At 66.9% G+C, this 23,863-nt stretch carries 24 protein-coding genes, 1 tRNA gene and 1 pseudogene; 15 read left to right on the forward strand and 11 right to left on the reverse strand.

Annotated features, from left to right (window positions below):
• Window positions 1-74: 74 nt before the first annotated feature.
• Both QN357_RS08110 and msrB read right to left on the reverse strand, forming a co-directional pair.
• On the reverse strand, window positions 75-653 hold the full coding sequence (locus QN357_RS08110) for a nitroreductase family protein (protein WP_323504737.1): 579 nt from the start codon (window positions 651-653) through the stop codon (window positions 75-77).
• 3 nt (window positions 654-656) lie between these two features.
• Window positions 657-1,058, reverse strand: coding sequence for a peptide-methionine (R)-S-oxide reductase MsrB (msrB, locus tag QN357_RS08115; protein WP_134450046.1), 402 nt, complete (start codon window positions 1,056-1,058; stop codon window positions 657-659).
• A 259-nt stretch (window positions 1,059-1,317) separates the two neighbouring features.
• Between msrB and QN357_RS08120 the strand changes: the two genes are divergently transcribed.
• The 5 genes from QN357_RS08120 (at window position 1,318) to groL (ending at window position 5,624) form a co-directional block, all read left to right on the forward strand.
• Window positions 1,318-1,632: a DUF3263 domain-containing protein gene (locus QN357_RS08120; RefSeq protein ID WP_322188383.1), complete on the forward strand. Its 315-nt coding sequence runs from the start codon at window positions 1,318-1,320 to the stop codon at window positions 1,630-1,632.
• A gap of 69 nt (window positions 1,633-1,701) precedes the next feature.
• On the forward strand, window positions 1,702-2,277 hold the full coding sequence (locus QN357_RS08125; RefSeq protein WP_134450048.1) for a LytR C-terminal domain-containing protein: 576 nt from the start codon (window positions 1,702-1,704) through the stop codon (window positions 2,275-2,277).
• Between the two features lie 224 nt (window positions 2,278-2,501).
• Entirely contained in the window at window positions 2,502-2,705 is a 204-nt protein-coding gene (locus QN357_RS08130) for a cold-shock protein (RefSeq protein ID WP_134362230.1), read from the forward strand.
• 159 nt (window positions 2,706-2,864) lie between these two features.
• Entirely contained in the window at window positions 2,865-3,875 is a 1,011-nt protein-coding gene (locus QN357_RS08135; protein WP_134564054.1) for a DUF3048 domain-containing protein, read from the forward strand.
• A 129-nt stretch (window positions 3,876-4,004) separates the two neighbouring features.
• Complete coding sequence (groL, locus tag QN357_RS08140) at window positions 4,005-5,624, forward strand: chaperonin GroEL (RefSeq protein WP_134450050.1); 1,620 nt, start codon at window positions 4,005-4,007, stop codon at window positions 5,622-5,624.
• 171 nt (window positions 5,625-5,795) lie between these two features.
• Here groL and QN357_RS08145 read toward each other — a convergent pair whose 3' ends face one another.
• The 3 genes from QN357_RS08145 to QN357_RS08155 all read right to left on the reverse strand — a co-directional run bounded on the left by QN357_RS08145 (window position 5,796) and on the right by QN357_RS08155 (window position 8,662).
• Window positions 5,796-6,086, reverse strand: a complete 291-nt coding sequence (locus tag QN357_RS08145) for a WXG100 family type VII secretion target (RefSeq protein WP_134450051.1) — start codon at window positions 6,084-6,086, stop codon at window positions 5,796-5,798.
• A gap of 118 nt (window positions 6,087-6,204) precedes the next feature.
• Window positions 6,205-7,938, reverse strand: a complete 1,734-nt coding sequence (locus QN357_RS08150) for a HAMP domain-containing sensor histidine kinase (RefSeq protein ID WP_323504738.1) — start codon at window positions 7,936-7,938, stop codon at window positions 6,205-6,207.
• Between the two features lie 31 nt (window positions 7,939-7,969).
• A complete protein-coding gene (locus QN357_RS08155; protein ID WP_134450053.1) occupies window positions 7,970-8,662 on the reverse strand; it encodes a response regulator transcription factor in 693 nt (230 codons plus the stop codon).
• A 141-nt stretch (window positions 8,663-8,803) separates the two neighbouring features.
• On the opposite strand from QN357_RS08155, the gene QN357_RS08160 reads away from it, so the two are divergent.
• The 3 genes from QN357_RS08160 to QN357_RS08170 are packed head-to-tail and all read left to right on the forward strand — an operon-like array spanning window position 8,804 to window position 11,757.
• Window positions 8,804-10,141, forward strand: coding sequence for an NAD(P)/FAD-dependent oxidoreductase (locus QN357_RS08160; protein WP_323504739.1), 1,338 nt, complete (start codon window positions 8,804-8,806; stop codon window positions 10,139-10,141).
• Window positions 10,141-11,037, forward strand: coding sequence for a dihydropteroate synthase (gene folP, locus QN357_RS08165; protein WP_198413392.1), 897 nt, complete (start codon window positions 10,141-10,143; stop codon window positions 11,035-11,037). Before QN357_RS08160 ends, folP begins: the two co-directional genes overlap by 1 nt.
• A 3-nt stretch (window positions 11,038-11,040) precedes the next feature.
• Window positions 11,041-11,757: a pyrimidine reductase family protein gene (locus QN357_RS08170; protein ID WP_323504740.1), complete on the forward strand. Its 717-nt coding sequence runs from the start codon at window positions 11,041-11,043 to the stop codon at window positions 11,755-11,757.
• Between the two features lie 28 nt (window positions 11,758-11,785).
• On the opposite strand, the gene QN357_RS08175 is transcribed toward QN357_RS08170, so the two are convergent.
• The 3 genes from QN357_RS08175 to QN357_RS08185 are packed head-to-tail and all read right to left on the reverse strand — an operon-like array spanning window position 11,786 to window position 15,683.
• Entirely contained in the window at window positions 11,786-13,462 is a 1,677-nt protein-coding gene (locus QN357_RS08175) for a DNA repair helicase XPB (protein WP_323504741.1), read from the reverse strand.
• Window positions 13,463-13,516: 54 nt separating this feature from the next.
• The gene (locus QN357_RS08180) at window positions 13,517-15,403 is read right to left on the reverse strand and encodes a helicase-associated domain-containing protein (RefSeq protein WP_322140970.1); all 1,887 of its coding nucleotides are present in this window, start codon (window positions 15,401-15,403) and stop codon (window positions 13,517-13,519) included.
• Between the two features lie 4 nt (window positions 15,404-15,407).
• Entirely contained in the window at window positions 15,408-15,683 is a 276-nt protein-coding gene (locus tag QN357_RS08185; protein WP_134450058.1) for a hypothetical protein, read from the reverse strand.
• A gap of 93 nt (window positions 15,684-15,776) precedes the next feature.
• Between QN357_RS08185 and QN357_RS08190 the strand changes: the two genes are divergently transcribed.
• Both QN357_RS08190 and QN357_RS08195 read left to right on the forward strand, forming a co-directional pair.
• Entirely contained in the window at window positions 15,777-16,157 is a 381-nt protein-coding gene (locus QN357_RS08190; RefSeq protein ID WP_134450059.1) for a cold-shock protein, read from the forward strand.
• The gene (locus tag QN357_RS08195) at window positions 16,150-16,725 is read left to right on the forward strand and encodes a DUF3027 domain-containing protein (protein ID WP_323504742.1); all 576 of its coding nucleotides are present in this window, start codon (window positions 16,150-16,152) and stop codon (window positions 16,723-16,725) included. The genes QN357_RS08190 and QN357_RS08195 overlap by 8 nt, the downstream gene beginning before the upstream one ends.
• A gap of 11 nt (window positions 16,726-16,736) precedes the next feature.
• On the opposite strand, the gene QN357_RS08200 is transcribed toward QN357_RS08195, so the two are convergent.
• Window positions 16,737-16,970: a DUF2530 domain-containing protein gene (locus QN357_RS08200; protein WP_134450061.1), complete on the reverse strand. Its 234-nt coding sequence runs from the start codon at window positions 16,968-16,970 to the stop codon at window positions 16,737-16,739.
• A gap of 8 nt (window positions 16,971-16,978) precedes the next feature.
• Window positions 16,979-18,097, reverse strand: a complete 1,119-nt coding sequence (gene serC, locus QN357_RS08205; RefSeq protein ID WP_322140969.1) for a phosphoserine transaminase — start codon at window positions 18,095-18,097, stop codon at window positions 16,979-16,981.
• 70 nt (window positions 18,098-18,167) lie between these two features.
• On the opposite strand from serC, the gene QN357_RS08210 reads away from it, so the two are divergent.
• The 5 genes from QN357_RS08210 (at window position 18,168) to QN357_RS08230 (ending at window position 22,053) form a co-directional block, all read left to right on the forward strand.
• On the forward strand, window positions 18,168-18,875 hold the full coding sequence (locus QN357_RS08210) for a metal-dependent transcriptional regulator (protein ID WP_134450063.1): 708 nt from the start codon (window positions 18,168-18,170) through the stop codon (window positions 18,873-18,875).
• Between the two features lie 272 nt (window positions 18,876-19,147).
• Window positions 19,148-19,999: a C40 family peptidase gene (locus tag QN357_RS08215; RefSeq protein ID WP_198413393.1), complete on the forward strand. Its 852-nt coding sequence runs from the start codon at window positions 19,148-19,150 to the stop codon at window positions 19,997-19,999.
• Between the two features lie 389 nt (window positions 20,000-20,388).
• Window positions 20,389-20,886 carry an HNH endonuclease gene (locus QN357_RS08220; RefSeq protein WP_134450064.1) on the forward strand — a complete coding sequence of 166 codons (498 nt, stop codon included), beginning with the start codon at window positions 20,389-20,391 and terminating at the stop codon, window positions 20,884-20,886.
• Window positions 20,887-21,004: 118 nt separating this feature from the next.
• Window positions 21,005-21,940, forward strand: coding sequence for a CHAP domain-containing protein (locus QN357_RS08225; RefSeq protein WP_134450065.1), 936 nt, complete (start codon window positions 21,005-21,007; stop codon window positions 21,938-21,940).
• A gap of 38 nt (window positions 21,941-21,978) precedes the next feature.
• Window positions 21,979-22,053: transfer RNA gene (locus QN357_RS08230), tRNA-Arg, on the forward strand.
• 856 nt (window positions 22,054-22,909) lie between these two features.
• Here the strand turns inward: QN357_RS08230 and QN357_RS19560 are convergent.
• Window positions 22,910-23,854 (reverse strand): annotated as a pseudogene (locus tag QN357_RS19560) (recombinase family protein); the annotation flags it as partial.
• Between the last annotated feature and the right edge of the window lie 9 nt (window positions 23,855-23,863).

Raw genomic sequence — 23,863 nt, forward strand, 5'->3', positions numbered from 1 at the left:
GCGCGAAGCGGCGCACGTGGCGCGCGACCCTCAAAAACCGAAAATGGCGGCAGTCAGCGGCGGTCAGGGGGTGGTCAGAGGGCGGTGAGGTGCGCGGCAGGGTCGATCGGGAGCCGGACGCCCGGCTTCGCACCAGACGGCACTCCGCCGACATAGAGCCAGCCGAGCAACTCCTCCGATTCGGTGAGCCCGTGCAGCCGGTGCACCTCAGCGGTGCGGGTGAACGCCCCGGTGCGCCACATCACACCCCAGCCGGCGTGTGTCAACAGGAGGCTCAGGGCATGTCCGACACCCGCCGCTGTGACGTCCTGTTCCCACGGTTCGACCTTGTCGCTCTCCCGATGGCTCGCGACGACCGCGATCAACAGTGATGCCCGAAGCGGCTTGCCCGCGAGCTTGGCCAACTCCGCAGCGGACGGCGGTTCCGCACCGGCCTCAGCAGCGAGGCGTGCGGATGCCGCGGCGAACGCAGCCCCGAGCCGCGTGCGGGCGTCCCCGCGCAGCTCGATCAGGCGCCAGGGTCGCAGGGCCCCGTGGTCGGCCACGCGCGCACACGCGGCCACGAGCGGGAGCAGGTCGTCGTGCGTGGGGGCATCCGGTGTCACGGCGGACGACGAACGCCGCCCGCCGATCGCCTCGAGCGGCGTGGACACGGTCTAGTCGACCGGCTTGAACTCGAGCGAGATGGAGTTCATGCAGTAGCGGTCGCCGGTCGGGGTGCCGAAACCGTCGTCGAAGACATGCCCGAGATGGGAACCGCAGTTCGCGCAGCGCACCTCGGTGCGGACGACGCCGAGGGAGGTGTCCTCGATGAGTTCGACGGCCTCCGGGCGCACCGACTCATAGAAGCTCGGCCAGCCGCACCCGGAATCGAACTTCGTGCCGCTCTTGAAGAGTTCGGCGTGGCAGGCGCCGCAGGTATAGATGCCGGAACGGCTCTCGTCGAGCAGCTCCCCGGTCCAGGCTCGCTCGGTGGCGGCCTGCCGCAGTACGGCAAACTTCTCCGGCCCGAGTTCCGCGGCCCATTCAGCGTCTGACTTCGTGACTTCGTAGTCCATGGTTCATCCTTCCCATCGGGCGAGGGCGCAGTGCAGCGTGGCCGCCAACCCTCCCAGCAAGCTTAAACTCAGCCCGGCAGGGGCGTATTCCGATTCCCGGGCCCGTTCAGCACTTTCACACCGGGACGCTCACCGGCACGCTCCCGCGCCTGCCCGGGCACTTTTCCTCCCGGCGAGGGAGCGACCCGCGTGGCCCAGCGAATCCATAGCCGACGCCAAATAGGATTCGAGCAGCGAATGGCGATGGTGAAAGAGGTGGATGGTGGACGGCGTGCGTGACCCGGACCCCGCCGACTCCCCGGGCGGCCTCACCGACCGCGACCGCGGCATCCTGAGCTTCGAACGGCGCTGGTTCACCCATGCCGGAGCCAAGGAGCAGGCGATCCGTTCCGAGTTCGGGCTGTCCTCGGCCCGGTACTATCAACTATTGGGCGTTTTGATCGACTCCCCTCTTGCCCTGGCTCACGATCCCATGCTGGTGAAACGCCTGCAGCGGATGCGTGCAGCCCGTGAGCAGGCACGGGAGCGCCGGACAGTGCGCGCTCCGGAGCACCGAACCAGCCCCGCCCCCTAGGCGCAGCCGGATTTCGACCCCGACGTTCCACCCATTCGCCCGCGACAAGAGGATCGACCCAGCCCCACAATGCCTCCCACCTATCCGAAAGACCGCTTCGACCACCTGCCGCACTCCCTCGACCGAGTGGGCGCCCATCGCGCCCCCGGAAAGAAGGGACGCCACTGGGTTGCGTTCTGGTGGGCACTGGGGGCAACGGCCGTCCTGATCGGCCTCGGAGTCTTCGGGATGGCCTCGCTCAGCAACAAACTCAACATCGCGATCCCCGGGCTGTCCTCCAGCTCGGCGACAGACACGGCGACGGATGCCGCGACCGCCGTTCCGACGGCCGTCGCGACGGTCGATCCGAGTCTCACCGTGACCGTGCTCAACGGCACAAAGGGCACGGGTGTCGCCAAGGCTGCCGGGGAAGTCCTCTCCGCGGCCGGCTGGACCGTCGGCGCGCTCAGTAACGCGAGCACCGAAGACGTGACCAAGACGACCGTGTACTACGCCGATGCGACCCTCGAGGGCGCCGCCCGCGGGGTCGCGGCTTCGTTTCCGGGATCCACGGTGCTCCTCGCGAGCGACTTCGCAACCTCGGGGGCCGACCTCACGGTCGTCGTCGGGGCTGACTTCGTGTCAAGCACCACGCCTACGTCCTGACCGGCCATTCGCCTCCGGTTGTATAACTCCACGGGGGCTCCTCGTCAACCCCCTTTCGTTCTTTCTTGGCTTCAGTAATCTTTGACTCAGGTCGCTCATCTCGTTCGTCCGGTTGCCCCCTGGGGCATCCCACCGGTAGGACCAGATGGACGCAGTCACATGCGCCAGGCCCGGTACGGCCAACGGGCGGTTGCCGAAAATATCAGAGCACTGGGGAGTTACACATGGCGAACGGAACCGTCAAATGGTTCAACGCTGAAAAGGGTTTCGGCTTCATCACCGTCGACGGCGGCGGACAGGACGTCTTCGTCCACTATTCCGCCATCGACATGCACGGATACAAGGTTTTGGAAGAGGGACAGCACGTCATCTTCGAACTGGGAACCGGGGCAAAGGGGCCACAGGCCGAGTCGGTACGTCCCGTCTGATCTGAAAAGATCAGGCGCACCCACACCAAGCGCACCCAATCTCGGGCAACACCCCGAGCCGCGCGGCATCCGCGAGTTTGCCGCGTTAGGGTGTGGGGCGTGACAGCGAAAAGAACTGCAAGAATCCACGGGCGAAGCACGGCACGACTTTTCGGTGCCGTGCTTCTTCCATGCCTCCTCTTGGTGATGACGGCGTGCTCCGGAACCGAGCCGCCGACCACGGCGACGCCGACGGCGACCGTGGAACCCACCGCCGCTGCCGTCGACGCCCCGGCGCCGCTGGCGATCGCGCCGCTTCGTGGCACGATCGTGCCGGCCGGGAAGGCTGCGAACCCGTCCCTCGCCGTGAAGATCGACAACCACGAGGCCGCCAGGCCCCAGATCTCGCTGGATCGGGCTGACATCGTCTTCGAGGAACTCGTCGAGGGCGGACTGACCCGTTACGTCGGCGTCTGGCAGTCCGACATACCCGACGCGATCGGCCCGGTGCGGTCGATCCGGCCGATGGACCCCGACATCATCACGCCGTTCGGCGGGATCGTCGCTTACTCCGGCGGACAGCAGGTCTTCGTCGACATGATGAAGGCCACCCCCGTCATCAACTCGGTCTTCGATTACGACACGACGGGCCTGTTCTCCCGCGTCGCCGACAGGGAGGCCCCGCACAACGTCGTGCTGAAGGCCGCCGAACTCGTCGGGCGCAACGCTTCTGTCGCGCCGCCGGTGCAGCAGTTCGCGTACGCGGGCAGCATCGCGGCATCGACCGCCGGGGTCGATGGCACCCCGATCACCCAGATCAACGCGCGGTTCTCCGCATCGCGCTATCCCGGCTGGAGCTGGGACACAGCCTCACAGGCTTACCTGCGCTCGCAGGAGGGCGCCCCGGACCTCGACACGACCGGCGCCCGCAGGGGCGCCACCAACGTCCTCGTGCTCCGGGTCGACATCGACGGTACCTACGGCGAGGTGCCCAAGACCGTCATGATCGGCACGGGGGAGGGCTCGGTGTCCGCCGGCGGCAAGACCGTGCACGCGACGTGGTCGAAGGCCGGGCAGGCCGACCCGATCCGGCTGATCGACGACAACGGGGTCACCATTCGCCTCGCCCCGGGCAATACCTGGATCGAACTGATCCCGAACGGCACCGGCTCCGTCGAACTCGTCCCATAGCCTCCCGACGCTTCCCGGCGCTCACTTGCACTCTCGACCCCTGAGTGCCAGAATCGACTTGGCACTCTCTCCTTTTGAGTGCCAACCCATCACCGTTTTGGTAACGTCCGGGAGGGACGAGAAACACATATGGCAAAGATCATTGCTTTCAACGAAGAGGCCCGTCGTGGCCTTGAGCGTGGCCTGAACATCCTCGCTGACACGGTCAAGGTCACCCTCGGCCCGCGCGGACGTAACGTCGTATTGGAGAAGAAGTGGGGCGCCCCCACGATCACCAACGACGGTGTCTCGATCGCCAAGGAAATCGAACTCGACGACCCGTACGAGAAGATCGGTGCGGAACTCGTCAAAGAGGTCGCCAAGAAGACCGACGACGTTGCCGGCGACGGAACGACCACCGCGACCGTCCTCGCCCAGGCGCTCGTCCGCGAAGGCCTGCGCAACGTCGCAGCCGGCGCAGACCCGATCAGCCTCAAGCGCGGCATTGAAAAGGCCACCGCTGCGGTCATCGCAGAGCTGATCGCCAACGCCAAAGAGGTCGAGACCAAGGAAGAGATCGCGGCCACCGCATCCATCTCCGCCGGCGACGCTGAAATCGGCGCGATCATCGCCGAGGCGATCGACAAGGTCGGCAAGGAAGGCGTCGTCACCGTCGAGGAGTCCAACACCCTCGGCACCGAGCTCGAGCTCACCGAAGGCATGCGCTTCGACAAGGGCTTCCTGTCCGCGTACTTCGTGACCGACCCCGACCGTCAGGAAGCGGTCTTCGAAGACCCCTACATCCTGATCGTCAACTCCAAGGTCTCCAACATCAAGGACCTCCTCCCGATCGTGGACAAGGTCATCCAGACCGGCAAGCAGCTCCTCATCATCGCCGAGGACGTCGACGGCGAGGCTCTGGCCACGCTCGTTGTGAACAAGATCCGCGGCATCTTCAAGTCGGTCGCCGTCAAGGCTCCCGGCTTCGGCGACCGTCGCAAGGCCCAGCTGCAGGACATCGCCATCCTCACCGGTGGCCAGGTCATCTCCGAGGAGGTCGGCCTCAAGCTTGAGAACGTCACCCTCGACCTGCTCGGCAACGCGCGCAAGATCGTCATCACCAAGGACGAGACCACCATCGTCGAAGGCGCCGGAGACCCCGAAGCCATCGCCGGTCGCGTTCAGCAGATCCGCAACGAGATCGAGAACACCGACAGCGACTACGACCGTGAGAAGCTCCAGGAGCGTCTCGCCAAGCTCGCCGGCGGCGTTGCCGTCATCAAGGCCGGCGCCGCGACGGAGGTTGAGCTCAAGGAGCGCAAGCACCGTATCGAGGACGCCGTCCGTAACGCGAAGGCTGCTGTCGAAGAGGGCATCGTCGCCGGTGGTGGCGTCGCCCTCATCCAGGCCGGCAAGACCGCGTTCGAGAAGCTCGAGCTCGTCGGAGACGAGGCGACCGGCGCGAACATCGTCAAGGTCGCCATCGACGCCCCGCTCAAGCAGATCGCCCTCAACGCGGGTCTCGAGCCCGGCGTCGTCGCCGACAAGGTGCGCAACCTGCCGATCGGTTGGGGCCTCAACGCCGCGACCGGTGAGTACGTTGACATGCTCCTCGCCGGCATCAATGACCCGGTGAAGGTCACCCGCTCCGCGCTGCTCAACGCCGCGTCGATTGCCGGACTCTTCCTCACCACCGAGGCCGTTGTCGCCGACAAGCCGGAAAAGAACGCTGCTCCAGTCGGCGACCCGTCCGGCGGAATGGACTTCTAAGTCCACCCTGCTCGATAGCTAGACTGCTTCACCGCCAACAGGGCGTCTCCTCCGGGAGGCGCCCTGTTTTCGCGTCCGGGCAGGCACGATCCCGATCCGGTCTCCACACGTCCGGCATCCGCCGCGTCCCGGCATCCGGCACAATCCAACCGACGACGCTACCGGACGCCGTTACCGGGCGAAGAGCCGCGCGTTGGCCTGCTCGATCTCGGCATACTGCTGGCCGGCCTGGTTGAGCGCCTGGCCGAGGCTTTCAGCGCTCTGCGCAACCTGCTGCTGAGTCGCCCGCCAGTCCGTCACGGCGGCCTGGAACGCGGCGGCGGCCTGCCCGGTCCACGAACCCTCCAGCCCGGTGAGTTGGCCGAGCAGCGCGGCAACCTCCGCCTGAATCCGACCGAGCGTCGCCCTGGCCGTCGTCGTGGTGCTGAGCACGAGTTCACTGTCTACCTGGTACCGGGGCATCTGCAGTCCTTTCGAGGGGTGTGCTGCCACCGTATGGCGGATGCCGCGCCGGGCTGGCGAGTACGCCCCGGCTGGGGACAACTCACCGCCACCCGCGCCAGGGGAGGAGGCGCCGGGGTCAGGGCGCCGGGGTGATCGCGAGCCGCTGGGGCGCGTTCGGGGACTCTGCGAGAGGGAACCAGACCCGGAAGGTCGCGCCGCCGCCCGGGGTCTCGACGACCTGGACGGTGCCGTTGTGGCTGGCGACGATCGACGCGACGATCGCCAGGCCGAGTCCGCTGCCACCGGTCTCGCGTGCACGTGAGGTGTCGGCGCGCCAGAAGCGCTGGAATATCTTGTCGCGGATCTGCGGCGGGATGCCCTCGCCATGGTCGATCACGGCGACGGATGCGCGCTGGTTCCGCCGGTCGACGGCGATCTCGAGTTCGATGGGGCTGTCAGCGGGGCTGAAGCGAAGGGCATTGCCCATCAGGTTGGTGATGACCTGTCGGATCTTGTTCTCTTCGGCCATGACGACGGCGGGGATCGCGGCGGTCGGGGCAGCGGTGGGCACTGGCTCGGGGAGGATGGCGAGAGCATCCGATTTGCGGGGGCGACGGGTACGCAGCCGCGCGAGGGTCGCACCGGCGAAGGAAACCGTGTTCGTGTGCGGGACGGCCACGGCCTCGCCTGCCCGCTCGGGGACCGTCACGAGTGCGGAGGTCGGTACCTCGCCGGTGGAGTGCGCGAGGTCGATGGCGGGGGCCAACGGGACGACAGGCTCTTCGTCCGTGTCGGGAGCCGCCGTCACGACCGTGATGGTGCGACCGGGGGCGGAGGCCATCGCGTCGAGCGCCGCATCGCGGGCGAGGGGGAGCAGGTCGACGGGGGTGAGGGCGAGTGGCTTCGTCTCGTCCAGACGGGCGAGTTCGAGGAGGTCCTCGACGAGGCCGCCCATCCGGATCGCTTCCTTCTCGATGCGCTCCATCGCCTGGGCGACCTCTTCCGGAGTCTGCAGGGCACCCATCCGGTAGAGCTCGGCGTAGCCGCGCACGGAGACGAGGGGGGTGCGGAGCTCGTGACTCGCGTCGCCGACGAAGCGGCGCATCTGGTCGATCGTGCGCGCCCGTTCCTTGAACAGGCGATCGATCCTGCTGAGCATGGTGTTGAGGGAACGGTTGAGCCGGCCGACTTCGGTGTTCGGGGTCGCCCCGCCGAGCCGCTGGCTGAAGTCGCCGTCAGCAATCGCCGCGGCCGTGCGCTCCACTTCGCGCAGGGGGGCGAACGTGCTCGTCACGAGCAACCGGGTGATCAGGCCGCCCAGGAGCACGACGCCCAGGCCGAAGCCGAGGAAGATCGTGAGGTAGGTGCCGACGGTGTTCTCGGACTGCTTGAGCGAGACGGCCATGACGAGGGTGCCGTAGGTGCCGTGGACGTTGGTGACGAGCGGCACTGCGACCGCGAGGAACTCGGTGTCGTGCGAGGCGTCCTGCAGGCGCATGGTCTGGCCGTTGAGCGCGTTGACCGACTGGAGGTCAAGGGGCATGGTGATCTGCGGCAGCTCGCGTGCGGGCACGTCGGTCCAGGAATGGTAGCGGAGTTCGCCGTTCTCGTCGTACAGGGCGACGAAGTAGTCCGAGGGAACGACGGTGCCGGTATTCTGCCCGAGGGCGTTCGCGGTGTATGCGACCGACGTCGTCTGGGCATCCGCCTGGAGCTGCGCGTCGACCTGCTGGATCACGTACTGCCGGAGCATGGCCATCGTGCCGATCCCGGAGACCAGGAGACCGAGCGTGAGCATGAGAACGGTCACGCCGGTGATCTTGGACCTGAGGGATATGCGGTTCCACCGCTCCGTGAGTGACTGATGCATCAGGCTGCCAGTCTATTTGTGCAGTCTGGGACTATGCCTTGGCAGCCTTGAGCATGTAGCCGAAGCCGCGCTTGGTCTGGATCAGCGGCTCCGAGGAGTGCGCGTCGACCTTGCGGCGCAGGTAGGAGATGTAGGACTCGACAATGCCGGCGTCGCCGTTGAAGTCGTATTCCCAGACGTGGTCCAGGATCTGCGCCTTCGAGAGCACCCGGTTCGGGTTGAGCATCAGGTAACGGAGCAGCTTGAACTCGGTCGGGCTGAGCTCGATGGGTTCTTCGCCGACGAGGACTTCGTGGGTGTCCTGGTCCATGGTCAGTTCGCCCGCGCGGATGACGGCGTCTTCGTCGGCGTGCATCGTGCGGCGGAGGATGGCCTTGATCCTGGCCACGATCTCGTCGAGGCTGAACGGCTTGGTCACGTAGTCGTCGCCGCCGACCGTGAGGCCGGTGATCTTGTCTTCGGTGTCGTCCTTGGCGGTGAGGAACAGGATCGGCGCCGTGTAGCCGGCGGAACGCAGGCGTTTGGTCACGCCGAAGCCGTTCATGTCGGGAAGCATGACGTCGAGGATGATCAGGTCGGGTTCCTCTTCGAGCACGGCGGAGATCGCCTGGGCGCCGTTGCCGACGGCCCGCACGGCGAAGCCGGCGAAGCGCAAGCTGGTGGTGAGGAGATCCCGGATGTTGGGCTCGTCGTCGACAATAAGAATGCGGGGGCCATCAGTCATTGGACCAGTATCTGCGCGTTAGCTGGACCTTTGCTGTGAGTGACCGGTGTGGTTCGGACGTGAGTAGATTGTGGGTGGGGAGCGGAGCCGCCGGGGCTGATCGGAGGTGGACGCCGCGACGGATTCGAACGGGAGAACGCCATGAAAATCGCAACATGTGTGATCGTCGGGGCCGGCCTCGCGGGGGCGCGCGCGGCAGAGGCGCTTCGCGTCGAAGGCTTCGACGGACGGGTCGTTCTGCTTGGCGATGAGGCCGAGTACCCCTATATCCGGCCGCCGCTGTCCAAGGATTTCCTCGCCGGGACATCCGCCCGCGACTCGATCGACGTGCACCCGGCCGACTGGTATGCCGCACAGGACATCGAGGTCGTGCGGGGTCGCGCGGTGACGGCGCTCACCCTCGACGCGCGGCAGCTGAGCTACGCCGGCGGCGGGACGCTGCACTATGACCGGCTCCTTCTCGCGACCGGGGCGGCCGCCCGGCCGTTCCCCGGCCCCGGGGGAGACCTGGACGGCGTCCACCTCCTGCGCACTGTGGCCGACTCGACCCGGCTGAAGGCGGCGCTCGCGCCAGGGGGACGCCGGATCGTCGTGGTCGGAGCCGGCTGGATCGGACTCGAGGTTGCGGCGGCCGCCCGCAGCTACGGCAACGACGTGACGGTGCTCGGCCAGGGCGCCGTGCCGCTGCAGCGCGCGGTCGGCGCGGAGATCGGCGGAGTCTTCGCCGCGCTCCACCGGGCCAACGGGGTAGACCTGCGAATGGAGACCGGCGTGGCCGAGATCCTCGGCACGGACGGAAGGGTCACGGGCGTCCGGCTCCAGGCGGCCACGGACGGGACCCCCGGCCAGGACGGGTCGTCCGGAGAGGTCGTGCTCGCGGACGTCGTCGTGGTCGGGATCGGCGCGACACCCAATACGCGGCTCGCTCTCGACGCGGGGCTCGAGGTGGCAGGCGGCATCGTCGTCGACGCGGCCTTCCGCACCAACGAGCCAGGGGTTTTCGCGGTCGGTGACGTCGCGAGCGTGTTCCATCCCGTTCTCGGGCACCACCTCCGGGTCGAGCACTGGGCGAACGCCGAGAATGCCGGCCGGGCCGCCGCACTCTCGATGCTCGACCGTGCGGTGAGCTACGAGGAGATTCCCTACTTCTACACGGATCAATTCGACCTCGGAATGGAATACTCGGGGTATGGCGATTTGGCGAGGGATGCGGAGCTGGTGTTCCGGGGAGACCGGACTGCCCGCGAGTTCGTCGCGTTCTGGGTCGCCGACGGCCGCGTGGTTGCGGGCATGAACGTCAATGTCTGGGATGTGAACGAATCCGTCCAGAACCTGATCAGGTCGCGCGTGCGCGTCGACGTGTCCGCGCTGCGGGACGAATCCCGCAGCCTCGACAGCCTCCTCGGCCCCGCGGCCGCCCGGAGCCACGGCGCCGACGCCGGTCGAGCGGTCGCCGACACGCCAGGGGTGGGTTCCTGATGGCGGGCGGCACCGCCGCGTTTCCCGTCCTGATCCATCCCCGGCGCATGATCGGCGGCCGCGAATTCGATTTCGATCGCGAGATCGCGGTGATGGCGATCATCAATCGCACTCCAGACTCGTTCTTCGACCAGGGCGCCACCTTCGCCCTGGACAAGGCCGTCGCTGCCGCGCACCAGGCGATATCCGATGGCGCGGACTGGGTCGACATCGGCGGGGTCAAGTTCGCGCCCGGCCCGCCCGTCCCCGTCGAACAGGAGATCGACCGTGTCGTCCCGGTCGTCCTCGCCTTGCGCGGCGCCGGCGCGGTCATCTCCGTCGACACGTTCCAGCCGGCCGTCGCACGGGCGGCGCTCGCGGCAGGCGCCGACGTCATCAACGACACCACCGGCATCCACGACCCGCTGATGGCGGACATCGTCGCGGACAGCGACGCGACCCTCGTCGTGACGCACAGCCTCGCTCGCCCGCGGATGCCGCACCCGGCCCCGCGCTACGGCGACGTCGTTGGCGAGGTCGCCGCGTTCCTGCGTGAGCGCACCGAGCTGGCCCTGTCCCGGGGGATCCCCGCAGAGCGGATCATCATCGATCCCGGCCATGACCTCAACAAGAACACCCGGCATTCGCTCGAGCTCACCCGGCGCCTCCCCGAGATCGCCGCGCTCGGCTACCCGACCCTCGTCGCGGTCTCCAACAAGGACTTCATCGGCGAGACCCTCGGCCGCGCCCGTGACGAACGTGTCGAGGGCTCCCTCGCCGCCGCCGTGTTCAGCATCATGCAGGGCGCCCGGATCGTGCGGATGCACAACGTGCGCGCCGCCGTGGACGCCGTTCGGATGACCGAGGCGATCCTGGGCTTCCGCGAACCGGCGTACGAGCGCCACAACCTGGCCTGAACGATGACCGACTTCAGCCAGGCGGGTCTCCTCGACGCCTACCGCATCGAGGACAGGACCGCCGCGCGGCTGCGGGTGAACTTCATCGCGAGCCTCGACGGCGCCGCGACCCACGACGGCCTGAGCGGTGGCCTGAACAATGCCGACGACAAGCTCGTCTTCGACACGCTCCGGACCCTCGCCGACGTGATCCTGGTCGGCGCCGGAACGGTCCGCGCCGAGGGCTACGGTGGCATCCGCCTGGATGCCGCAGCCGAGGCCTGGCGCGTCGCGCACGGGCTCCCGCCGCAGCCGCGGATCGCGGTCGTGAGCGGGCGCCTGGATCTCGAGGCCGGGCATCCGCTGTTCACGGACGCCGCGACGCGCCCGATCGTCATCACGCACGCGGGGTCACCGGCCGACAAGCGCGCCGACCTCGAGGCCGTGGCCGACGTGCTCGTTTGCGGGGCGGCGACGATCGATCTCCCGCTCGCGCTCCTCGAGCTTGCCGCGCGGGGCCTGCGCCAGGTGCTCTGTGAGGGCGGCCCGAGCCTGTTCGGGGCGCTGCTCACGGCCGATGCCGTTGACGAACTCTGCCTGAGCCTGAGCCCGGTTCTCGAGGCAGGCACCTCTGGCCGTATCGCGCACAGTGCCGCGGCCGCGTCACGCCCGATGCGTCTCGGCCACGTGCTCACTGCCGGAGACATGCTCTTCCTGCGCTACACGCGCCCGTCGCCCTGACCGATTCCGTCGGATCGGTCAGGGCAGGTCAGCGGATGCCTGCTGCGGCCTCGTCGACCAGGGCGTCGGTGTCGAGGTTGTTCGCGTCGAGAATGGTGTAGCTGTACCCCTGCTCCGCGAGGAAGCGCTGGCGGTTCTGTGCGAAGTCCTGGTCGACGGTGTCGCGGGCGACGAGCGTGTAGAAGTTGGCGGCGAGGCCGGACTCCTTGGGACGGAGCAGCCGGCCGAGCCGCTGCGCCTCCTCCTGGCGCGAGCCGAACGACCCGGAGACCTGGATGGCCACGGTCGCCTCGGGCAGGTCGACGGAGAAGTTCGCGACCTTGGAGACGACGAGCAGGTTCTCCTCGCCGACCCGGAAAGCCTGGTAGAGCCGTTCGCGTTCGTCGACGGGGGTCGCCCCTGTGAGTTTCGGCGCGTTGAGGGCGTCGGCGAGTTCGTCGATCTGGTCGAGGTACTGGCCGATCACGAGGATGCGTTCGCCGGGGTGCTTGGCGACGAGACGCTTGACCACGTCGAGCTTGGCCGGGGCGGTCGCGGCGAGCCGGTATCGCTCGTCGTCCGCTGCGGCGGCATAGGTGAGCCGCTCGGACTGCGGCAGGTCGATCCGTACCTCGTAGCAGGAGGCGGGGGAGATGAAGCCCTGGGCCTCGATCTCCTTCCACGGTGCGTCGAAACGCTTGGGGCCGATCAGGCTGAACACGTCGCCCTCGCGGCCGTCCTCGCGGACGAGCGTCGCGGTGAGACCGAGGCGGCGGCGGGCCTGCAGTTCGGCCGTGAGCTTGAACACCGGCGCGGGAAGGAGGTGCACCTCGTCGTAGATGACGAGGCCCCAGTCCATCGCGTCGAGGAGTTCGAGGTGGGCGTACTCGCCCTTCCGCTTCGCGGTGAGGATCTGGTACGTCGCGATCGTGACGGGCTTGACTTCTTTGACCTGCCCCGAGTACTCGCCGATCTCGTCCTGGGTGAGGGTCGTGCGTTTGAGGAGCTCGTCGCGCCACTGCCTGGCCGAGACAGTGTTGGTCACGAGGATGAGCGTGTTGGTCTTCGCCGTCGCCATCGCGCCGGCGCCGACGAGGGTCTTGCCCGCTCCGCAGGGCAGGACGACGACGCCGGAACCGCCGTCGAAGAAGCTCGCAACGGCCTTGTTCTGGTAGTCGCGCAGCGCCCAGCCGTTCTCGAGCAGCGCGATGTCGTGCGGGGTTCCCGGCGTGTAGCCGGCGAGGTCCTCGGCCGGCCAGCCGAGCTTGACGAGCTCCTGCTTGAGCTGGCCGCGGGCCCAGGGTTCGACGAGGAAGGAATCCGGGGTCGGGTGGCCGATCAGCAGGGGGGCGATCCGCTTGGCGCCGGAGATCTCCATCAGCACGGCCCGGTCGTTGCTCTGGAGCACGAGCTGGCCCTCGCCGTCGCGCTCGATGATCAGGCGGCCGTAGCGCCCGACGGTCTCCTCGATGTCGATCCGCACGGTCTGCGGGATCGCGAACTTGGAATACTTCTCGAGGGTCCCGAGCATGTCCGAGGCCGCATGTCCCGCCGCGCGGGCGTTCCAGAGTCCGAGCCGGGTGATCCGGTAGGTGTGGATGTGCTCAGGGGCCCGTTCCAGCTCGGCGAACACGGCGAGGTCGTGGCGCGCATCTTCGGCGAGGGGGTGGGCGACTTCGAGCAGAACCGTGCGGTCGCTCTGGACAATCAGTGGGCCATCAGACATAGCCGTTAATCCTACGCCCGCATGGCTGGGAGCCTCCCATCGGCCCACCCCCGCTTATGGGGCAGGTGTGATGCTGATGATGCTCGAGAGCGGCAGAGTGCGTTCGATGTCGGCACGGCGGTCCCTGGCGCGGAATCGGCCTCCGCCGACACTGGCCGGTTCGAGCAGGTAGTCGACGACGACCCCGCCCGGCATCGCAATGCTGACGATGACGGTCTGCTTGGACTTGATCGCCGAATCGAGTTGGCGGGCGAGCCAGGCGTCGGCGGCGACGTCTTCGCCGCCATCCGTGGCACGGAGTTTTTCGACCAGGATGAGTGCGAGGTCAGGGGCCTCAGGGGGGAGGACCCTGGCGAGCTGGTGCCTGCGGAGGTGCAGGACCTCTCCGTCGGAGCTCTCCGCTGCGACCGGGTACTTGGCGTCGTTGAGCGCCCAGAACACGACGTCCGAGGTGAACCGGCTCGTGAGGCGGTGGGCGTCCGCGCGGACGAGTCCGAGCGGGCCGAGGGTCTGGTCGACGGCGAGGGTGCCGAGGAGTTCATCGTCGTCCGAGCGGACGTAGCTCCGGCTGAGCGCGGTCGGTGCGGCCACCTCGCCGACCCGGATCCGTCCATACCGGCCTGCGGACTCCCGGATCAGGTACTCGATGGGCTGGGGGATGCCGGTGAGCGAGATCGTGCGCAGGAAGTCGAGGAGTGACTCGGCGGTTTCACCCGCGGCGAGCGCCCGGTTGACCGAGGTCGCCGAGATTCGGTAGCTGAGGGCCAGTTCGCGGCTCTCGACGTCGGCGAGGCCGCGGAGCCGGGCGTCGATGGAGGGAGCCAGGGGGCCTGGGGAGACGATCGAGAGGTCGTTCTGCAGGTAGACGGCGCCGACTTCTGCAGGCAGGGACGCCCCGATCGTGGCGATGGCGCCCTCGAGGTCTTCGGCGAGGACAGCGGCACCGGCCGGGCTCGTGGTCTGGTGAGCGGTGATGCCGATCAGCTCGGCGTCGCGGGCGAACTCGGTGACGCGGGTGTCCATCCACTCGCCGCCTGCTGGGTAGAGCCAGGTCACGAAGCTGCGCAGTCCCTCGCCCCAGGAGACGCCGGGGCGGTGCGCGAGGATGCTGCGCACGTCGGCGGGCAGTGCCGCCTGCCAGGAGCCGGCCAGGGCCGCCCAGCGGTGCGCAGTGCCCTCGAGGAGCCAGGCCTCGCCGGCCTCCGTCTCGTTCCAGTACCCGGTCGAGTGCGCGATGAGCTGCGCCCTGGCTGCTGTCGCGACGTAGGTGGCGACGGCGTCGATATCGATGCCCATGACGGACGAGAGGCGCTTGGTGTCCGGCAGGCCGAGTCCGCCCCGGCTGAGCTCGCGCACGGGCTCCCGGGAGAGTTCGGTGACGAGCTCGGCGATTGAGGAGACCGCCGCGAAAGCACGTTCGGCGGCGAGGCGGTCGGTGAAGCGGCTGTCGGTCGTGATCACGGTCGCGAGCGCGGAGGGCGCGGGTGTCGATGCGAGCTCGAGGGCGGACGGCAGGCCGAGGTCGGGCCAGGTGGCCAGGTGCTCGGCGACCGCCGGATACACCCTGAGGCCGTCGTCGGACAGGAGTGCGAGCATCAGTTCGTCGAGCACGGCTGCGCGCGCGGCGACATCCGCTCGGGTGACGGGCAGGCCGCCGAGCTCGGTGAGGCGGGAAGTGAGCGCATCGAGGCCGAGGGACGCGCCGGGCACACCCGTCGGCTCGGTCGGTTCGGCGGGCGCCTCGGTGGCGGTGATCGCAAGCACGGCCAGAGTCGACCGGTCGAGCCGGGAGAGGGCTGCCTGGACCGCGGCCGGATTCAGCAGGGCTTCGGCGAGGTCGAAGAAATCACGGATGCCGTGGGCTGAGATCGCGCGGATCTCGATCGTGCGGCGCAACGCCGCGTCGTCGAGGGCACGAAGGCGTGAAGCGAGCGTCAGCACGGCGTTACTCCCCGTTCTGTCGTGCCTCGCGAGCGCGGCGGACGGTGGTCGTCACCAGGAGAACGATGATCAGGATGAATCCAATCGGCAGTCCGACAAGCGGGAGCGCGAGGATCGCGGGCCAGACACCCTCGCCGAAGCCGTTGTTGGCGCCGGCGCCGAGCCAGGTGCCGATGATGACGGCGAAGAACGCGAGGATCGACAGGCCGACGGTGGCGGCGACCATATAGGCGAGGATGCGTTCCGGCCGGCCGGCGGCGTGTGGAGTTTGATTGGTCACAGTGTCAAGGATACGGGGCGGGGACGAGTGCAACCGAATAAGCTGGGTGCGGTTGGCGCGCATGTCGCGCGCCCGGAATTCAGCGAGGTCCAGATGCCCACCGGCAAGGTCAAGTTCTACGACGAGGAGAAGGGTTTTGGCTTCATCAGTTCCGATGACGGCCAGGAGGTCTTTCTCCACGCTTCTGCGCTGCCCACCGGAGTGACGGTCAAGCCAGGAACGAAGCTCGAATTCGGCATCGCCGATGGCAAGCGCGGCGCCCAGGCGCTGTCCGTGCGCATCATCGAAGCGCCGCCGAGCCTCGTCAAGCTCAGCCGCAAGCCCGCCGACGACATGGCCATCATCATCGAGGACCTCGTCAAGGTGCTCGACGGCATCGGTGCGAGTCTGCGTCGCGGCCGTTACCCCGATAGCGCCCACAGCCACAAGATCGCCGCCATGCTTCGCAAGGTCGCAGAGGAACTCGATGCCTGAGCAGATCCAAGACACCACACTCGACGTACCGGCTGTCGACGCCGTCGCCGATGACGCCGTGGCCGACGACGCCGAGTCGCCGGCAGCGGATGCCGTTCCCACCGACGAGACACTCGTCGCGGCTGTCGAGGTGGCCAGGGCCGCCCTCCTCACCTTCACGCCGGAAGACACCATCGGCGACCCCCTCGGACACATCGTCGAGGGTGACCGGGTCGTGTCGCTGCTCTTCGACTGCACCATGACCGGGTATCCGGGCTGGCGCTGGACCGTCACGCTCTCGCGCATCGACGGGGAATCCCTGCCGCAGGTGCTCGAGACCGAGCTCACGCCGGGGGACGAAGCCCTCGTCGCACCCGAGTGGATCCCGTGGTCCGATCGCCTCGCCGACTACCGCACGGCCCAGGACCTGGTCGCTGCGACCGCGGCCGCCGACGCTCTCGACGACGACGCAGATGACGACGACGCAGACGACGACGACGCAGACGACGACGACGCAGACGACGACGACGATGATGACGAAGAAGAAGACGATGACATCGACCCGGACGACATCGACGAAGACGAATAGCGTCTGACGAACTACCGGCGCCTCACGCGCAGCCAGGCCAGCCCGGCGACGCCGAGGCCGACCCCGGCCACCGCGCACCACAGCCACCAGCCGAGCCCGCGGGCCGCGAGCTCACCCTGGAAAACCAGGGCGAGACCCGCGGCCACGAGCCAGGCGAGTGCTCCGATCAGGATCGGCGTGCGCGCATCCGCTTTCGCCGGCTCAGGATCGGGCCGGCGCTCGCTGTCTCTCAGCCAGAGGCGCACGAGGACCGCTATTTGCCCAGGTTGGCGACGACGAATTCGATGGACTTGACGAGCTGGCGTACGTCGTTCGGCTCGATCGCCGTGAAGGTCGCGACGCGCAGCTGGTTGCGGCCGAGCTTGCGGTAGGGCTCGGTGTCGGAGATGCCGTTCGCGCGCAGCGCCTTGGCTACGGCGGAGGCATCGATCGCGTCGTCGAAGTCGATCGTCGCGACAACCTGCGAGCGGTGGTCGGGGTTGACGACGTACGGCGTCGCGTAGTCAACGGTCGCTGCCCAGTCGTAGAGCACCGAGGAGGACTCGCGGGTGCGTGCGGAGGCCCAGGCGAGGCCGCCATTGCCGTTGATCCAGTCGAGCTGGTTCTCGATCAGGAGCAGGGTGGCCACGGCCGGGGTGTTCAGGGTCTGGTTGAGGCGCGAGTTGTCGATCGCGTTCTTCAGGCTGAGGAACTCCGGGATGTACCGGCCGCTCGCGGCGATCTGCTCGACGCGCTCGATGGCCGCGGGGGAGAAGAGCGCCATCCAGAGGCCGCCGTCGGAGGCGAGGTTCTTCTGCGGGGCGAAGTAATACGCATCCGCCTGGTCGGCGGCGTAGTCGATGCCGGCGGCGGCGCTCGTGGCGTCGATGACGGTCAGTGCTCCGGCGTCGCCGTGCACGCGGGTGACGGGCGCCATCACACCGGTCGAGGTCTCGTTCTGCGGCCAGGCGTACACGTCGACGCCCTCGGTCGGAACGGCCTCGCTGCGCGAGCCCGCCGGGGCCTTGATCACGTCGGGTGCTTCGAGGAACGGTGCGCTCGCCGCGGCAGCGAACTTGCCGCCGAACTCGCCGAAGACGAGGTTCTGGGCCTTCTTGGAAATAAGGGAGAACGCGGCTGCATCCCAGAAGGCGGTGGACCCGCCGTTGCCGAGGACGACTTCGTAGCCTTCCGGAGCGCGGAGCAGCTCCGCCAGGCCGGTTCGGACCCGGCCGACCAGGTTCTTCACCGGCGCCTGACGATGGGAGGTACCGATAATGGACGTGCCAGATTTAAGGAGGTACTCAAGCTGTTCCTGACGGACTTTGGACGGGCCGCAGCCAAATCGTCCGTCAACGGGCAAGAGTTCGGAGGGAATTATCAGATTCGACATGAGGCGATTCTAACGACCCCTAACACGGCGATAAGGTTGTGACGCACACGGAGGCACTGGGAGGCCGGCGATGACTGATCTGATCGACACGACCGAAATGTATCTCCGCACCATCCTCGATCTGGAGGAGGAGGGCATCGTCCCCCTCCGGGCCCGGATCTCCGAACGACTGGGCCATTCCGGCCCGACCGTCTCGCAGACCGTCGCGCGCATGGAGAGGGATGGGCTCGTCGTCGTGTCCGGCGACCGCCACCTCGAACTCACGATCAACGGGCGCCGTAAGGCCGTGCATGTCATGCGCAAGCACCGCCTCGCCGAGCGCCTGCTGAGCGACGTGATCGGCCTCGAATGGGAGTTCGTCCACGACGAAGCCTGCCGCTGGGAACACGTCATGAGCGAACAGGTCGAGCGCAAGATCCTGGAGATGCTCGGGCATCCCACCGAGTCACCGTATGGCAACCCGATCCCTGGGCTCGACGAACTGGGCGACTCGCCCGCCGTCGCATTCATGGCGGGAGTCACGAACCTCGTCGAGGTCGTCGCGGGGTCGACGACCCCGGTGACCGCCGTCATCCGCCGCCTCGGCGAACCGGTGCAGTTCGACCCGGAACTCCTCGCCCAGCTCAAGAACGCCGGCGTGATGCCGGGCAATTCGGCGGTTTTCTCGGCACTCGGCTCCTACGTTCTCGTCGAGGTCGCGGGGTTCGCTGAGGGTCTCGAACTGCCCAATGAAGTCGCGAGCCACATCTTCGTGGCTACCCCGGTCGCCGCTCTCTAACCGCCCGTTTCGCGGGGCAAAACCCGAACGGATGCCGGGTTTTCGGCGGTCGAAAGATGACCCTTTCGTTACGCGTTCGTTATTAAATCGTCACCAAGGGGTGACAAACGGAGAAACCTCACGTACTGTCGGACGAGTCCCACAGGCCAGAACCGGCCGCCGGGCTCGAAGCAGGACGTCTCTCTTCCCGTCTCCTGGTTCGGTAACACATGCGACCAACGCATTGGACGGGGCAACTACCTAGTGTTGTCGAGGCGCCGGAGGTACACACTTTGGCCGAAGAATTAGGTAGAAGACTGTCCCGTCGAGGTTCTGCCCCGACACCCGCACGGCCGGCCCCGACGCCGGCGCAGCGTGAAGAGGCCCCCGCGCGCGGGATCTTCACCCGCCCGTCACGCCGGCGCGGCGCCATCGCCAACATCGTGATGATGACCCTGGCCGGCGGACTCGTCGCCACCATGGCGATCCCCGCATACGCGTTCGCGCCGAGTTCTCCCGGCACGGATATCGCGCACGGCACGACGGCATCCACGGCCCTCACCCGGTCCGGCGCCCAGTCGCTCACCGTCGCCGACCAGGCCTCGACCGTCAGCGTCGCCCGCGACAGCTTCAGCGCCACGACGCCGGAAGAGATCGCCGCGGCCAAGGCAGCAGCAGCATCTGCGGCCGCCGCAGCAGCAGCCGAAGCGCGCCGCGTCGCCGCGGCCGCCTCCATGACGACGTATGCGGCCGCGTATTCTGGGCCGTCGGTCTCCGACTTCCTGGCGAACCCGTCCTACCCGACGTTCAGCCTCGCATCCGTCTATAACGTCGGCCTGCAGTATCAGGGTGTTCCCTATGTCTACGGTGGGTCGACCCCGGCCGGTTTCGACTGCTCGGGCTTCGTCATGTACGTCTACGCCCAGTTCGGGATCAGCCTGCCGCATTCGGCAGCAGGCCAGGGCGCCGCGGGCACCCGCATCTCCCTCGCCGATGCGCAGCCGGGTGACCTTGTCATCATGGACGGTCACGACGGCATCTACGCCGGCAATGGCAACATTCTGCACGCGCCCTATGAGGGGGCTTCCGTGAGGGTGCAGCCCATCTGGACGAGCTCGTACTACATCGTCCGCCTCGGGATCTGAGTCGCTCGGACGGGGCTTGGCGAGGCCGCGACGTGGCCTCGCCGGGCGGCAACGATGTGAACAATGCGTAACAGCTTGCCCACGAAGTGTTGTGGGGTGCTGCGCGGCGTGTCGCTTGTGCGTTAACCTGATGCTCTGTAGTACTGCGAGTCTTTTGGGAGAGCCAATGCGCGAGCGATGCACGATCCACACCATGGATGTGCGCTGCCGCTTTGCGTTGCGGCACGGCAGTCAAACTTGTCTGAGTTGCGCGTGTTCTCGCGTTTCAGACCGTAGGGCGTTGTCATTGTGACAGCGCCCTTTTTGTTTGCCCGTTTGCCCCTGACTCTCGGTGCGAGGGAGTAGATCGAATGGCTGGAAGCCGTCCAGCCCTTTTCGAAAGGGAACGAATGCGCACACTTGTTCTGAACGCGGGCTACGAGCCCCTCGCCGTGGTCTCGTTCAAACGGGCCATCGTGCTGGTCATGAATCAGAAGGCCACTATTGTGGCCGCCGACCAGGCCCACCCGGTCTGGGCGACGACCGGCTCGTGGGATCGACCGAGCGTGATCATCCTCACGCGGTACGTGCATCTCCCGCGCTCCCGTTCGCTGCCGGTGAGCCGGCGCGGCGTACTCCGCAGGGATGACCATCGCTGCGCGTACTGCGGCCGGACTGCGAATACGATCGACCACGTGCAGCCCCGTTCCCGCGGTGGCCGGGACAGCTGGGACAACCTCGTGGCCTGCTGCCTGCGCTGCAACAACATCAAGAGCGATCGCACTCCCGCCGAGATGGGCTGGGATCTGCTCTTCCACCCGAAGATCCCGATCGGGTCCAGCTGGGTCGTGCGCGGAGTCGAGCGACCATTGCCGCAATGGGACGAGTATCTTGCGCCTGCCGCCTGATCAGGCAATGTAACGGATGTGTAACGCCGGGGGTGACTTCTTCGACGGTTTCCCCTAGGGTGGGATGAACCCGATTGATACGCCACGATCCAGAGGAATCCTGTTGCCCGAGTCTGGCGTGTCCGATTCCGAAGCGAGCCCCGAGGTCTTTCTCACTCGTCGCGAACTCCGGGCCCAGCGCGAGGCGCTCCCGGCTTTGAGCCCGGCCACGGAGCAATTCCTGGCACCGAAGCCCGAATCCGTCGTCGTTCCCGCAGTGAGGCCGCGTAGCCGTTTTTCGGCCTCGCCCGCGAAGCCGGTCGGTCGTTTCCCACGCAAGCGGCGGCATCCGGTCAAGATCGCGATCGCCGTGTTCGCCATCCCGGCCATTTTCCTCACCGCGGCATTGCCCGCGTACGCCTTCACTCCGCGCGCCGCCGGTGACATGACGAGCGCAACGCACTCGTCGGGGAACAAGACCGTGCAAGGCCTCACCGTCGCAGCAGCGGCGACCGCTGTCACTGTTTCGCGTGACGGCTTCGCTGCCACCACGAAAGAGCAGCTCGCGGCGCAGGCGCTCGCGGCCAAGAAGGCCCTCGCTGCCCAGCAGGTGGCGACCGCCCGTGCCGCTGCGGCGGCCTTCGCCGTCTACGGCGTGCGTGCGGAGGGTGATGACTACCCCTGGTACAACATGCCCACCGAGTCGCAGGGTGGCGGCCTATCCCCGCTCAGTTACTACTACCGCGAGTGTGTCGACTTCGTGGCCTGGCGCCTGAACCGCGACGCCGGTTCGACCGGCTCTTCCTGGCGCTGGACCTGGAACAGCCTGACCCCCGGCGGCGGCAACGCGAGCGCCTGGGCGAGTGCGTGGTCCAACCACGGCTGGACCACGAGCAAGACACCCGTCGTCGGCGCGGTCGCCTGGTTCAACTACAATCATGTCGCTTATGTGCAGTCGATCGGCGGTGACGGATCCGTCGTGCTCGAGGAGTACAACTGGATGGGCAGCCACGCGTATCATAAGCGCACGGTCTCGCCGAGCGACGTCGCGCTGTTCCTGTACCCGCCCGCGTAATCCTGATCGGGCTCGCACCAGCTAAACTTTGACAGCCAGCCTCTGTAGCTCAACGGAAGAGCAGTTCCGTCCTAAGGAAACGGTTGGGGGTTCGAATCCCTCCAGGGGCACCATGTGAGGCTTACTGCAATCGCTAACCGATTGCGTGGCCGCAAAAAGGACTTCAACAAAGGCGTCTCCACCGGAGCCGTCTTTTTTGATGCCCAACAATTCGACCTCAGGCTTCTCGGCCATCCCAGTTCCCGGCGACGCCTGGAGTGCGCTCCAGTTCCGCTGGGCAGCTAGCAGTTCGGCGAGTGGGGCCAACAACTCGTCGCCTACAACTTCGTCGTTGGCGACGTAGATGTGCGCGAAGATCGCTTGGTTGAGCTTGCGGCGAGTTTCATCTGAGGCGTTGCGATAGAGCTCGTAAGGGTTCTCAAGTAGGTCAAGGTGTGCGTCGATGTACTCTTGCCCACCGGCGAGGTCATCGTGAATCGTGGCCAGCAGTGACGTGAGTCGATCGCGGTCGCGGGTGATTGCGCGCAGGCGTTCACGGATCTTCGTTTGCGGGAGCGACCCGTCGGCGGCGAGATCCAGCAGGTTTTCTTCCTTGGCGTTGAGCTGCGCGAGTTGATCCTCAATCTGTTTACGAAGGAGTCGTTTCGCCGACTCTGTGTCTGCAAGCGCGGCGCTCATGTTCTGACGGATTGCAGCGACGAACTCAGGCCGGAACTGGATCGTCTTGTAGTGATCCTCGACCGATGCCTCGATGCGGTCCAGGTTGGAGTAAGGCGCATCGCAGGTGTGGTCCTGCACTCCTCTGCAGAAGAAGTACCAATACACGTTGCCTTGTCGGCCCGTCGCACGCATGAGAATCATCCGCCGGTTCGTCTGGTCCTCTAGTCGGCAGCGGCCGCACCAGAGGGCACCTTTGAGGTAGTGTGCGTGACGTCTCTGGCGCTCACCTGCGGCGCCGCGTGCATCCATAAGTTCTTGTACGCGGTTGAACAGGTCCTCGCCGATGAGAGGCTGGTGGCGGCCAGGGAACTGCTCGCCCTTGTAACACACTTCCCCGAGGTAATAGCGGTCTCGGAGCATCTGTTGGACCTTTGAGGTTGAGATTGGTCCCGCGGGGCGTCGTGCTGTCGGACGGGTCCGAAGGCCCCGATCGGTCAGCTCATCGACGACCATCTCGAGGCTGTGGTCGCGCTCCGCATAGAAATCGAAAGCGAGCTTCACGAAAGGCGCACGCTCTTCATCGATCGCGACGGAATTGAAACGCCGGCCCTCAAGGAGCTCTGGGACGTTCATGTAGCCGATTGGGGCGCGGCCGAGCGTGCCACCATTCTTGGCCTTTTGGCCCATCTTGTACGCAATATCGGCACCGTCTTCACGGGAGCGGTACTCGTTGAAGGCGGCGAGGATGCCGTGCATGAGCTGGCCGACAGGCGTCTCATCGATCGATTCGGTAGCCGAGATGAGAACAACTCCGCGTTTCTGAAGATCTGCCATCACCACGGCGTCATCAATTCGGTTTCGAGCGAAGCGCGACAGCTTGTAGACGATGACGTAGTCGACGTCCTTTTCTCGCCGGATACGTTCGAGCATCTGCTGGAAGGCGACGCGCTTCGTCATCTCCGTCGCGGATCGCTCCGGCTCGTTGTACTCGGCGATGATCGTGAGGCCAAGTTGCTCTGCTTTCCTCGTGACCGCGAGTCTCTGTGCTGGGATCGAAATGCCCTCGGGGTCGTAGTCGGTGTTCACCTGACCCTTGGAAGAAACGCGCAGGTAAATGACCGCGCGTGACCCGGCAGGCACGGTGCTGAAGCCGTCGACTGGCAGGTCGGGTGATTGCGGCCCAACGGGGTTACGTCCCGGTGAGTGGTGTGGTTTCCCACTCTTGAGCGTTGCTTCGTCAACGTAAAGAGCCACCGTGGGATG

It is taken from the genome of Cryobacterium sp. RTC2.1 (assembly GCF_035018685.1).
Taxonomy (GTDB): Bacteria; Actinomycetota; Actinomycetes; order Actinomycetales; family Microbacteriaceae; genus Cryobacterium; species Cryobacterium glucosi.